The organism is Caballeronia sp. LZ019, from assembly GCF_031450825.1.
Lineage (GTDB): Bacteria > Pseudomonadota > Gammaproteobacteria > Burkholderiales > Burkholderiaceae > Caballeronia.
Genome location: NZ_JARTVZ010000003.1, coordinates 626,799 through 638,655 on the forward strand (window position 1 = coordinate 626,799; position 11,857 = coordinate 638,655).

At 62.1% G+C, this 11,857-nt stretch carries 10 protein-coding genes and 2 pseudogenes; 4 read left to right on the top strand and 8 right to left on the bottom strand.

What is annotated here, in order from left to right:
- The first annotated feature begins 45 nt into the window (after positions 1-45).
- The 3 genes from P9255_RS11330 to P9255_RS11340 are packed head-to-tail and all read left to right on the top strand — an operon-like array spanning position 46 to position 3,025.
- Positions 46-1,350 carry a citrate:proton symporter gene (locus tag P9255_RS11330; protein ID WP_309789498.1) on the top strand — a complete coding sequence of 435 codons (1,305 nt, stop codon included), beginning with the start codon at positions 46-48 and terminating at the stop codon, positions 1,348-1,350.
- 12 nt (positions 1,351-1,362) lie between these two features.
- Positions 1,363-2,721 (top strand): acyclic terpene utilization AtuA family protein, encoded by a 1,359-nt coding sequence (locus tag P9255_RS11335; protein ID WP_309767665.1) that lies wholly within the window; start codon positions 1,363-1,365, stop codon positions 2,719-2,721.
- The gene (locus P9255_RS11340) at positions 2,708-3,025 is read left to right on the top strand and encodes a hypothetical protein (RefSeq protein ID WP_309767663.1); all 318 of its coding nucleotides are present in this window, start codon (positions 2,708-2,710) and stop codon (positions 3,023-3,025) included. The genes P9255_RS11335 and P9255_RS11340 overlap by 14 nt, the downstream gene beginning before the upstream one ends.
- A gap of 191 nt (positions 3,026-3,216) precedes the next feature.
- Here P9255_RS11340 and P9255_RS11345 read toward each other — a convergent pair whose 3' ends face one another.
- Entirely contained in the window at positions 3,217-4,155 is a 939-nt protein-coding gene (locus P9255_RS11345; protein WP_404980314.1) for a LysR family transcriptional regulator, read from the bottom strand.
- Positions 4,156-4,309: 154 nt separating this feature from the next.
- On the opposite strand from P9255_RS11345, the gene P9255_RS11350 reads away from it, so the two are divergent.
- Positions 4,310-5,371, top strand: coding sequence for an Ldh family oxidoreductase (locus tag P9255_RS11350; RefSeq protein ID WP_309767659.1), 1,062 nt, complete (start codon positions 4,310-4,312; stop codon positions 5,369-5,371).
- Positions 5,372-5,496: 125 nt separating this feature from the next.
- Here the strand turns inward: P9255_RS11350 and P9255_RS11355 are convergent, their stop codons facing one another.
- The 7 genes and pseudogenes from P9255_RS11355 to P9255_RS27290 form a co-directional block, all read right to left on the bottom strand.
- A complete protein-coding gene (locus P9255_RS11355; RefSeq protein ID WP_309767657.1) occupies positions 5,497-5,973 on the bottom strand; it encodes a hypothetical protein in 477 nt (158 codons plus the stop codon).
- A 164-nt stretch (positions 5,974-6,137) separates the two neighbouring features.
- Positions 6,138-6,467: a hypothetical protein gene (locus P9255_RS11360; RefSeq protein ID WP_309767655.1), complete on the bottom strand. Its 330-nt coding sequence runs from the start codon at positions 6,465-6,467 to the stop codon at positions 6,138-6,140.
- 40 nt (positions 6,468-6,507) lie between these two features.
- The gene (locus P9255_RS11365) at positions 6,508-7,713 is read right to left on the bottom strand and encodes a DUF6402 family protein (protein WP_309767653.1); all 1,206 of its coding nucleotides are present in this window, start codon (positions 7,711-7,713) and stop codon (positions 6,508-6,510) included.
- Between the two features lie 220 nt (positions 7,714-7,933).
- A complete protein-coding gene (locus P9255_RS11370) occupies positions 7,934-9,280 on the bottom strand; it encodes an MFS transporter (protein ID WP_309767651.1) in 1,347 nt (448 codons plus the stop codon).
- A 345-nt stretch (positions 9,281-9,625) separates the two neighbouring features.
- Entirely contained in the window at positions 9,626-9,868 is a 243-nt protein-coding gene (locus P9255_RS11375; protein WP_309767649.1) for a hypothetical protein, read from the bottom strand.
- A gap of 224 nt (positions 9,869-10,092) precedes the next feature.
- Positions 10,093-10,884, bottom strand: a pseudogene (locus P9255_RS11380) (SDR family oxidoreductase).
- A gap of 30 nt (positions 10,885-10,914) precedes the next feature.
- A pseudogene (locus P9255_RS27290) lies at positions 10,915-11,850 on the bottom strand (acyl-CoA dehydrogenase); the annotation flags it as partial.
- Between the last annotated feature and the right edge of the window lie 7 nt (positions 11,851-11,857).

The following is an 11,857-nucleotide window of genomic DNA, read 5'->3' on the forward strand; positions in this document are numbered from 1 at the left end:
ACTTACTCTGGGCCACATTAAAAGACAATATCCGGAGACACGTTCATGTTGCCGTTGCTCGGCCTCGCCACCATCGTCGTCCTGCTTGGGGCGATCCTTTCGAAGCGCATGTCGCCGCTGGTTGCGCTCATCATCGTGCCGATTGCCGCGTCGCTGATCGGCGGATTCGGCTTGCAGACGAGCAAGTTCGTCATCGACGGGCTGAAGAGTCTCGCCCCCGTCGTCGGCATGTTCGTGTTCGCGATTCTCTACTTCGGCACGATCACCGATGCCGGCACGCTCGATCCGATCATCGATCGCATCCTGCGCGCGGTCGGCACGAAGCCGACGCGCATCGTGATGGGCACGACGCTGCTCGCGCTGCTGATCCATCTCGACGGCTCGGGCGCGGTGTGCTTTCTCGTCACGATCCCCGCGATGCTGCCGCTCTACGAACGCCTGAACATGGACAAGCGCGTGCTGGCGGCGGCGGTGTCGATGGCGGCGGGCATCAACTTCTTGCCATGGACCGGGCCGATGATCCGCGCATCCGCGTCGCTGCATTTGCCGATTTCATCGCTCTTCAATCCGCTGATTCCGGTTCAGGCAATCGGCCTCGTGTTCGTATTCGGCATGGCGTGGATGCTCGGCCGACGCGAAGAGAAGCGTCTCGGCTATTCGACGGCTAACGGCTCCATTCCGATGCCCGAACGCAAGCTCACGCCGGAGGAAGAAGCACTGCGCCGCCCGAAGAACTTCTGGTTCAACATCGTCCTTACCATCCTCGTGCTCGGCACGATGGTCCTGATGGGCGAAAAGATTCCGCCCGCGATCATGTTCGTGGTCGGCCTGTGCATCGCGTTGATGGTGAATTACCCGAACGTTGACATGCAGCGAAAGCGCATCGATGCCCACGCGCGCGCCGCGCTGATGATGGCGGGCATCCTGCTCGCGGCGGGCGTCTTCACGGGCGTGATGCAGGGCAGCGGCATGCTGAAGGCGATGGCGCAGGCGGCCGTCGGCTTCGTGCCGCCCGCGATGGCCGGGCATATACCGGTGGCGCTCGGCGTGCTGTCGATGCCGCTCTCGATGCTCTTCGATCCCGACTCCTTCTACTTCGGCGTGCTGCCGGTGATCGCCGAAGTCGCGTCGCAGCTCGGCGTGCCGGCGGTCCATGTCGGACAGGCCGCGCTGCTCGGCCAGATGACCACCGGCTTTCCCGTGAGCCCGCTCACGCCCGCGACGTTTCTCGTCGTGGGCTTGTGCGGCATCGATCTCGCGGACCATCAGAAGTTCACGTTTCCGCTACTGTTCGGCGCGTCGATCGTGATGACGATCGCGTGCGTCGTGCTGGGCGTGTTTCCGTTGTAAGGGGCGAGCATCATGAAAGACATCATTAGAATAGGCGCGGGCGCGGGCTACTCGGGCGATCGCATCCAACCGGCTGTCGAACTGGCGGAGCACGGCGCGCTCGACTATCTCGTGTTCGAATGCCTCGCCGAGCGCACCATCGCGATTGCGCAGCAGGCTCGTCGGCGCGATCCATCGGCCGGTTACGACCCGTTGCTCGAAGCGCGCATGCGCGCGGTGCTGCCGGTCGCCGCGAGGAACGGCGTGCGCATCGTTTCGAACATGGGCGCGGCCAACCCGTTGTCCGCGGCGCGGAAAACGGCCCAGATCGCGCGTGAACTCGGCCTGCAGGACTTGAAAATCGCAGCCGTCACGGGCGACGATGTGCTCGATGTCGTCCTCGGCTCCTCCCTGCGGTTCGAGGAATCGGGCGACGACGTGAGCGCGTACGCAGACCGCATCGTGTCGGCGAATGCGTATGTTGGCGCGGCGCCCATCGTCGCGGCGCTCGCGGCAGGCGCGGATGTCGTGTTGACCGGACGCGTCGCGGACCCGTCGCTGTTCACGGCGCCGCTGATCCACGAATTCGGCTGGCGGATGGACGACTGGAACACGCTCGGACAAGCGACCGTGATCGGCCACTTGCTCGAATGCGCGGGACAGGTGACGGGCGGTTACTTTGCGGATCCCGGCTGCAAGAACGTTCCGGACCTTGCGCGGCTCGGGTTTCCGATCGGCGAAGTCGATGCGCGCGGCAATGTCGTCATTTGCAAGGTCGCGCACGCGGGCGGCTGCGTGACCGAGGCGACGTGCAAGGAGCAACTGCTCTACGAGATTCACGATCCGGCGCGCTACTACCAGCCGGATGTCGTCGCGGATTTCTCAAAGGTTCGCGTCGCGCAAGAGGCGAAAGATCGCGTGCGTGTGACCGGCGGACGCGGCGAGGCGCGCACGGGGACGCTCAAGGTGTCGGTCGGGTATCTGGACGGTTACATCGGCGAGGGACAGATTTCCTACGGCGGACCGAACGCGGTCGCGCGGGCGCGGCTTGCGCTCGATATCGTCCGCGAGCGGCTCGCGATAATCGGCGTCGATACGAGCGAATTGCGCTTCGATCTGATCGGCGTGAATGCGCTTTACGGCGATCGCCTTGCAGCATCGCACGAAGAGCCGTATGAAGTTCGCGTGCGCGTGGCGGGCCGCGTATCGAATGCGGAAGAAGCGGCGCGTATCGGCAACGAAGTGGAAACGCTATATACGAACGGCCCGTCGGGTGGCGGCGGCGTGACGAAAGCGACACGCGAAGTGCTCGCCGTTCAATCCGTGCTGCTGCCTGGCGAACATGTGAAACCCGTCTTTGAAATCGTGGAGGTCAGCGATGAAACTGCGTGAACTCGCTCACGGACGCACCGGCGACAAAGGCAACACGCTCAACGTTTCGGTGATCTGTTTCGACGCCAGGCACTACGCCCATTTGAGCAATGCACTGACGCCCGAGCGCGTGAAGGCCCATCTCTCCGACGTAGTCAAAGGCGATGTGCGGCGCTATGAACTACCGCATCTGCACGCGTTCAACTTCGTGCTCGACGATGCGCTCGGTGGCGGCGTCACACGCTCGCTGGCGCTCGACGCGCATGGCAAGTCGATGAGTTCGGCGCTACTGGATATCGAAGTCGAAGCGCCGAGCGAGAGTTGAACGTCCCGTAGGCGCATTCACGGAGAGTCTTCCTGCATCCGATGCGGTCGAACATCGGGCTGACGATGATCGTGGCCAGCGGCCGCGCGACATTGGCGATGCCGAACGTGGCGACGCCCCTCATCGCGGCGCGACATGGACGAAGAAGTCGCAGGACTAGCTACGTACCAATGTCGTGCTCGAACCCGGTATCACCGATCATCCCGATACTGCCGCGCGGTCTCCAGAAGTATTTCGACAAACTCCTGTATCGGTTGCGATGCGACTTCGTTCTTTCGCGTGATGACGCTGTAGTTCGTCAACGTGCGCCGGATCGGCACGCTTAGGTAGCCTAACAAGCCGCTTTTCACGTACTTGTCCATCGCCGCTTGCGGCTGCAAGGAAAGCATGTCGGTGGCCTGCAATAACTCCAGCGTCGAAAAGATGGAGGGCGTTTCCACGATGCCCACCGGCGCAACCATCCCGGCCGCCGCGAACGTCTCCTCGAAGAGTTGCCGCATTGCGGTGCCCGGCGGATAAAGAATCCATGGCCATCGCCCCAGGTCGGCGATCTCCAGTCGCCGTTGATCCAGCAAAGGATGATGCCGCCCGACGACCGCCCGCGCGGGTTCAGCGAGGAGGTCCACGACATCGAACAGCGCATCGTGCCGCGGCTCGGTCGGACGTCCCACCATCACGTCGAGACGCTTTTCTTCGAGCCACGTCGCGAGCTGGTCGCTGCTCTGTTCGACCAGCTTGATGATGAGCCGCGGCCGCCGTCGCTGAATCTCCTTGATGGCCGCGATGACCAGTTGCGCAGCCGAGGCCGGAATGAAGCCCACGGTAAGGTGCCCGTAGCCGCCGTTGCGCAACGTGGCGAACTCGCTCGAAAACTTGCCGAGGTTGGCGAGCGTCGTGCTCGCGTACTGCACCGACAACGCGCCCAGATAAGTCGGCCGCATCTCGCGCGGCAATCGATCGAAAAGGGGGGCGCCCAGCATCGCTTCGATATCGCTCAGGATTTTTGTCGCCGCCGGCTGCGTCAGGTGCATCTGTTCGGCCGCAATGCGCAAGTTGCGGCTGCGGCCGAGCAATTCGAGCAGCTGCAAGTGCCTGAACCGTAACTTCGTCAAGACTTGAGCAGTCGGCATGGCGGGTTCTTGGGGCATAAGGGTATACGCAGACGACCTCATAACCGGATGGAATCGATTGTACGCAATTAGCGATTGGACGCTTATCGAAGCCTCACCGGACAATCGAAAGATGGTCTCTGTCCGAACTCAATCCCTTGCCTGAAGCAAAATCATGAACGACAAAATCCGCTATTCCGCAACCGCGCTGCAACGCTTTGCACAGGACCTGCTGAGCAAGGCGGGCATGGACGAACCCAAGGCCCGAGCCGTTGCGAACACGCTCGTAGACGGTGATCTGATGGGACACGACACGCATGGTCTCGCGCTGCTCGCTCCGTATGTCGGTGAGATAGAGCGTGGCGCGATGACCTGCTCTGGCGAGCCGGACGTGATCTCGGACCGGGGCGCGAGCCTGCTGTGGGATGGCCGTCGTCTGCCGGGTCCGTGGCTGGTTCTCGAGGGCATCGAAACGCTAGCTCCGAGGGCGCGGGAATATGGCAGCGCGACGCTCGTGATTCGTCGCAGTCACCACATCGCGTGCCTTGCGAGCTACCTGGAGAAGGCAACCGCGAGCGGCTTCATGATCGTGCTCAGCAGTTCCGATCCGGCGGTGCAGAGCGTTGCGCCGCACGGCGGCACGCGCTCGGTTTTCACGCCCAATCCGATTGCAGCGGGCATCCCGACATCGGGGACGCCGTTTCTGATCGATATATCGTCGTCGACGGTGACTAACGGCATGACTGCGCGTTTGCATAAAGCCGGGCAACTCTTCGACGAAGCCTGCTTTCTCGATGCGAACGGCGAGCCGAGCCGCGATCCGGGCGTGTTATCGGCTGAGCCGCCGGGGTCGATCCTGCCGCTGGGCGGCATGACATGGGGCCACAAGGGCTTCGGGCTCGCGCTGCTGATCGAGGCGCTGACGGGCGGGCTGGCGGGCCACGGCCGGGCTGATCCCGCCGACGGATGGGGCGCCACGGTGTTCCTGTCGCTATACGATCCTGCTGCGTTCGGCGGGCTGGATGCGTTCGCCCGGCAGATGGACTGGATCGGTGACGCGTGCCGCGATAATCCGCCCCGCCCCGGCTGCTCGAATGTGCGAATGCCGGGCGATCGCGGCCTGAGCCTCAAGCGCGAGCAACTGCGTGACGGAGTGGCGCTGTATCCGACGATCGCGCCGGCGCTGGAGGCTTGCGGGGAGCGTTATGGGGTGCGGTTTCCGGAGGGCGTGGCTTAGGCCTGTTCGGGCGGTACAGGCAGCGCGAGAACCGTAGCTTTGAACGGCGCCCGCGTTTGCCTCGCGGCGTCTGAATCTCGCCTGGACTGGGAGAACCAGACCCATTGTTCCGTGCTCGCTAGAAATTACGGCAAACGAGCGAGCAACCGATCCTTCAGCGTCGGTGGCAATTTGATCACTTCAAGTTCATAGCGATTATCGCTTTCGTATTCCAGTTTGCCCTTCCCCCAATATGTCCTCATGGGCTCATGAGTAAGATCAGGAAACGTTCGCTCAGCTAGAAGGCTCGACTGATCCGCCGACCAGAGGCGTATCACGTTCATGTCGCCTGCATAGCAAAGTTCCAACACATATTGCCGGTCCGGCGCGCTGAATTTGTTGCAGTCAGAGGCCGCGATCGCCGAACGAATTTCGGCGAGGCGCCACTGATACAGACCCGTTCCGATGAGCGCAAAGATGAGCGCGGTCAGAACGCCTCGCATCAACATGGACCGAAGCCCCGATCTCCATGAACCGGCCGCGACCAGAATCGTCACGCCTGCGGCAAAAGCGAGAGACCAAGACAAGAGCCCTGCTTCGGCTGCATTTGCTATTCCCTCCATCAGAACCTCACTACGAGTGGCGGGTTGAGGTTTATCGTCCCGTAACCCAAAAGATTGCGGCAAATAAGCGAGCAACCGACCTTCAGCCCTGGTGGCAATCTGATTACGCTGAAGTGAACGCCGTTCTCGTCGCCGTCCTCGTATTGCACCTTGTCCCCTTCCTACTAAATCGTGATCGGATCGTCAGTGAAGCCGGCAAACGTTTTTTCGGCCAAGCGCTTCGAATTGTCTGCTGACCGGGGCCGTAATACGTTCAAATCGCCGGCATAGCAAATCTGGACAACATACTGGCGATCCGGCGCGAACGTTTCGAGCAGTGGGAAGCGGTTATCCGCGAGCGGGTATCGACGAGTCGCCAATGATAGAAACCCGTTCCAATGGTCAAGAAGATGATCGCCGTGAGCGGGCCTCGCTTCAACATCGACCGAAGTCCCGATTTCCAGGATCCGATAGCGATCAAAGCCGTCGCGGCAGCCGCGAAAGCCAACGTCCAAGGCAGAAGCCCTGCTTCGGCCACGCCTACGATTCCTCGCATCAGAATCTCACTTTGATTGGTGGAACGAGTTTTATCGTCCGGGAGTCGCTAAAGATCACGAAGTCGCCCCCGCGCTTATGCGTGATCTGCCACTTCCGATACGTCGAATTGTAGACGGGGTGATATACGTTGCCTCGCGTGCGAGGATCGGCGACGGCTACTGGAAAATCCGCGTACAGCCCCGCCTCCTCCGGGAGCGGCACGACGTCTCCCGGTGGCTCCCGATGCCAATTCAACGCGCTCAGTGCCGCACTGTAAGGCACTATGATTACGCCACTTCGGTTCCAGTGACCGAGATATTGCGACACTTGCCCCGGCTTATCACCGAACGTGTAATTGTCTTTGACATAGACGATAACGGTTCTGATCTCGGCGTCGCAACCGTCCCACGAAAAGACGACAGATTCCGGCGCCACATAGAAGTTGAATGAGCCGAGCGCGCCCGTAAGATCGTCGGGCAACCCCCTATACGCATACTCTCGATGCATGAATTGCGCGATCTTTTGCCTCATCGATCCTTCAACCGGTGAATACTGGAACTGGAAGTGCTTATGTAGCTCGGCCAAACTATTGCCAGTTAGATGCCGCGGAAATATCTGTCGATCGGGCCGGCGAAACGGCTCTATCATCGTGCGGAGGGTAGCAATTGCAAGAGGACTGCTGAGAACCTCGCGGCTCAACAGCCGCTCATACCCTTCCCGCGCCCGTTCGAACTTGAGCACCCAATCCAGCTTGACGAGCGACATCTCATACATCGACGGTGGATAAGGCTTGCCGTCCTGATTGATGAGCTTTCCCTCGTGCTCATTGGTCGGCGAATAGTTAAGCCCGCCCGCAAACCATCGCTCCATTAATTGCGCTGCTACGGGCATGTTCACCGCTCGCATTGCGCCAGGAATCTCTTGTAAGTCAAACGGCGGGATCTTGACTTGTTTGGCCGGCTTCGGCGGAGGGGGCGGTCGCTTCTTCGGCGGCTCATGCAAGAAGTCATGGACCTTCTGAAGGCCGTCAAGAAACGCGATGACCCGATCCGGCTTTTCGACAGGTGTTGGCGGTGGCGGCGGTGTGACGTGAAACTCGCACACAGGCGGTTCGCGCAAGAATGAGATGTCTAAGCCGGAGATAAGCTTGCAGCTATCGCGGCGCTTCCAGCGTCGCAGAATGTCGGAGCTGTAATAGGGAATCTTGACGTCTGAAATCTGCACAGGTCTCTCTCACGTCTTCTTATAGCGAGTACGTTATCAAGAGCACCCTCTCGTTCAGCCTTTCTTGACTGTCATTTTTTGCACAACCAGACTCGAACTAACGCGACGCGGGAAGTGCCGCGACGATGCCTTATCGGCGAGCGCAAAACAACGCCCCCTCAACGCCGCACCCGCGATATCGATCGCGGGTGCAACCCAACATCCAAAGGTTCTTGAACCATCACCGCGCTTGCACAGCCGCCGGTATCGGCGCACGCACGAGCACCCAGTATCCGATGACCGCGAGAGCCGCCACGCCCGCACCGACGAACAGCGCAGGCTGGAACGAGTGCGACTGCTGCACGATGAAGCCAGTGATCACCGGAGCAAGCGCCCCGCCGAAGTAGCCCCCGAAGTTCTGCATCGCGCCGATGGATGCGGTGCAGTTGGCCGGCGCCGCAACGGACGCCATGGCCCACGCCGCGCTGCTCGAAACGTACAGCAGCAGCATCGAGATCGAGATGAAGATCACGGCGAGCGTCGCGCTGTGCGTGAGGCCGGTCAGAACCGTGAAAAACGCCACGCCCAGCAACGATGCCGCCATCGGGTACTTGCGGCTGTTGATCGCGGAAACGCCTCGCTTCGCGAGCACGTCGCAGACCTTGCCGCCCGAAAGACTGCCCACCACCCCGAAAAGATAAGGCACCGCCGCGACCCATCCCGACTTCGCGATGGTCAGGTGGAACTCCATCTGCAGGTAAGTCGGCAGCCACGCGTTGTAAAGCCACAGAACGTAGATCGTCCCGAAAAAGCCCAGAAGCATGCCCCACGTCGTGCCGAATCCAAACAGGCGACGCCAGTCGTTCCAGGTCGGCCGCGACGTGTCTTCGCCTTCTTCGTCGGTCAGATACGCCCGTTCGCGCTGGGTCAGATCGACCTGATGCGGGTCGCGATGCACGAGGTAGAAGCCGAGTGCAAGAACCAGTCCGGCGATACCCATGATGCCGAACATCCATCGCCAGCCGACCGTCAGCATGACGACCGTCAGCAACGGCGCCGATATCGCGGTCCCGAGCGTCGATGAGCTGTTCCAGATGCCGGTCGCCGCACCGCGCTCTTTCTTGCCGAACCAGTCGCGCACCACCTTCGCGCTCGTAGGGAATTGCGGCGCCTCGCCAATGCCCAGCACCATGCGGGCCGCGAAGAACTGGCCGAAGGTGCTCACGACGCCACCGAACGCCTGCGCGACCGACCATGTCGCGAGACTGACTGACAGCATGACGCGCGCGCCGAAGCGATCGACGAATGCGCCGGCCGGCAATTGCGCGAACGCATACGCCCAGAGAAACGCGGAAAGCAGCAGACCCATCTCGGCAACCGAGAGCCCGAGGTCTTGCCGGATGAGCGGATTGGCGATAGAGAGCGTCGCGCGATCGATGTAATTGACGATCCCGCTTAGCAGAAGCAACGCAAGCGCCGTGCGCTGGATCCTCCGCACTCTTGCCGATGCCTTGTCGCTCGTGGCGATGTCATGAGCGCCGCCTGCATCCGGTTGCGGCACGCCTGAAACGGGGGACGACTGCTCCATGTATCGAGTCTCCTGGCAATGTCATTCTCGTGGCTGATTCTGTTTTTGACGCCGCACCCGCGCATTACCGCAGTGGACTGACGCACGATATGACTGCACCTGCCGGAAATCCAATCAAATTTGCCCGCGAACCGATTCCAATTGCTTATGGCGCGGTAGGGGCAAACCCGCGCTGCCGAGGCGTCGACGACGGCGCGCGCGTAGTCATCGCTGCGCGGCGTTCTGTTCGATAACGCTCATGTCAGTAATTCGACAGCTTGCGTGAGAGAAGCAATCGACGCTTGCCGATCCTCCAGAACCGCATCGCTTGAACTGCCGCAGGTCAGCAGCTCGAATGCCGGGACCCTATCGCAAACGTTCGGGGCCGGCTGGAATATCGGTGTCGTCGCCCTCGAGCCCGAGCGCCCAACGCAAATCGCACGCGAAGTCGTTACAGACGCTCTCCCACTCGCTCGTTCCAACGATGCAGTCGCGCGGATTCTTCTTGCCGCGTGCTCTGCGGATCAGTTCGATGCTGGTTGCGAGCGCTCGCGCTTCGGCTCGCAGCGGATCGTCGCCGGTGATGTTGGGGCTTGCTTCGTTTCTCATTGCTCGGTTTTCGGCGCGCCGCCGGGAACCTTTAATGGCAAGCCTCCGAACACCGGGTCGCGCGCTTCATTCGAAGGCCCTGCGGTTCGAGGGCGAAACCGCTTGCGCTTGCTTCGAGTGTCGACAACGGGAAGCAGCGCCGACGCCAGACGGCAGCCGATTCTGGCTCGCGCCATATGTCGGCGTCCTGCGCATTCGCGCCTGTCTGCCGCATCAGGCGGATCTCACAGCACCGCGCTCACGCCCCCGTCCACCGCGAGAATCTGCCCGGTGATGTGCTTGCCCGCATCGCTCGCGAAAAGCAATGTAGCGCCCTTCAGATCTTCGTCGTCGCCAAGGCGATGCAGGGGCACGCGCGCGCACATGCGATCGGCGCCCCAGTTGTCGAGCGAGCCCTGCGTCATCTTCGTCGGAAAAAGCCGGGTGCGAGCGCGTTGACCGTGATGCCGTGCTCGCCCCATTCCGCCGCCAGCGCGCGCGTGAAGTTCAGGAGCGCGCCTTTCGACGTGTTATGGGCGATCGTCTCCATCGTGCCCGGCGCATTGCCCGCGAGTCCGTAGATGGACGCTACGTTGATGACGCGGCCGCTGCCGCGCGGAATCATCGACAGCTTGGCCGATGCGCTGCGTCAGCAGAAAGATCCCACGGATATTCAGGTTCATCACCTTGTCCCAGGCTCCGACCGGGAAGTCTTCCGCCGCCGCGCCCCAGGTCGCCCGCGCGTTGTTCACGAGAATGTCGATACGTGCGAATCGCGCGAGCGCTTCGTCCGCGAGCCGCGCGATGTCCTCGTCGCGTGCGGCGTCGGCGGAAATCCAGTCCGCCTCGATGCCGCGCGAGCGCAGGAGCGCGACGGCTTCCTCCAGTTCGCCGGTCTTGCGCGCGGAAAGCATCAAGCGTGCGCCCTGCTCGCCGAGCGCCTGCGCGATCTGCAAGCCGAGCTTGCGCGAGCCCCCGGTGATGAGTGCAGTCTTGCCGTTCAAGTCGAATAGTTGTGACACGGTACGTGCTGTCATGCTCGTCTCGTCAGGAATGAGCGATTGGATTCAGAACCACGCGTCCTGCATATCGAGCAGGGTGCGGTCGAGCGACGCGAGGAAATCGAGCTGGGCGGACACGCGCGGCAATTCCCAGCGGAAGAAATAGCCCGCCGCCGCGAGCTTGCCGCGGTAGAACGCTTCGTCGTCCATGCGCTCGGCGGCGACTGCGCCCGGCAGTGCCTGACGAGCGGCGATCGCCTGTTCGAGCCACACCCACGCCATCACCACATGCCCGAACGCTTCCAGATATAGCGATGCGTTCGCAAGCGTCACGCTGGCGTCTGCCGCCGCCCACATGCGCTTCGTGACGCTCGTGAGCCGTGAAGCCGACTGCGTCAGTTCGTGCGCGTGGCGTTGCAGATTCGGCGTGGCGCCGTCCTGCGCGCGCAATGCCGTTGCGCGCATGGCGTCTTCCAGCAGCCGCAGGGCCGCGCCATCGTGCATCACCACTTTGCGTCCCAGCAGATCGAGCGCCTGAATGCCGTGCGTGCCTTCGTGTATCGGGTTCAGGCGATTGTCGCGATAGAACTGTTCGACGTTGTATTCGCGCGTGTAGCCATAGCCGCCGTGGACCTGAATGGGGAGGCTATTGCCTTCGAGACATCACTGCGACGGCCAGCTCTTCGCAATCGGCGTGAGGATTTCGAGCAGTAGCGAGGCACGCTCGCGCGACGCGTCTTCGCTGGCGGCGCGCGCCTCGTCGACGAGCTTCGCGCAGTACAGGTTCAGCGCCAGCGCGCCCTCGGCGTAGCTCTTTTGCGCGAGCAACATGCGGCGAATGTCCGCGTGCTCCACGAGCCTGACCTGCGGGCTCGCCGGATTCTTGCCGCCCGGCCCGGTGCTGCGCCCTTGCGGCCGGTTGCGCGCATAGTCGAGGGCATGCAGGTAGCCGGTGTAACCGAGCATCGACGCCGCAAGGCCGACGCCGATGCGCGCCTCAGATCACGCC

What these genes read in the sequence shown, in the direction of transcription:
- P9255_RS11340 (WP_309767663.1), top strand. Translation starts at nt 2,708, where the DNA reads ATGAAACTGCGTGAACTCGCTCACGGACGCACCGGCGACAAAGGCAAC.
- P9255_RS11355 (WP_309767657.1), bottom strand. Translation starts at nt 5,973, where the DNA reads ATGGAGGGAATAGCAAATGCAGCCGAAGCAGGGCTCTTGTCTTGGTCT.
- P9255_RS11335 (WP_309767665.1), top strand. Translation starts at nt 1,363, where the DNA reads ATGAAAGACATCATTAGAATAGGCGCGGGCGCGGGCTACTCGGGCGAT.
- P9255_RS11375 (WP_309767649.1), bottom strand. Translation starts at nt 9,868, where the DNA reads ATGAGAAACGAAGCAAGCCCCAACATCACCGGCGACGATCCGCTGCGA.
- P9255_RS11370 (WP_309767651.1), bottom strand. Translation starts at nt 9,280, where the DNA reads ATGGAGCAGTCGTCCCCCGTTTCAGGCGTGCCGCAACCGGATGCAGGC.
- P9255_RS11330 (WP_309789498.1), top strand. Translation starts at nt 46, where the DNA reads ATGTTGCCGTTGCTCGGCCTCGCCACCATCGTCGTCCTGCTTGGGGCG.
- P9255_RS11345 (WP_404980314.1), bottom strand. Translation starts at nt 4,155, where the DNA reads ATGCCGACTGCTCAAGTCTTGACGAAGTTACGGTTCAGGCACTTGCAG.
- P9255_RS11350 (WP_309767659.1), top strand. Translation starts at nt 4,310, where the DNA reads ATGAACGACAAAATCCGCTATTCCGCAACCGCGCTGCAACGCTTTGCA.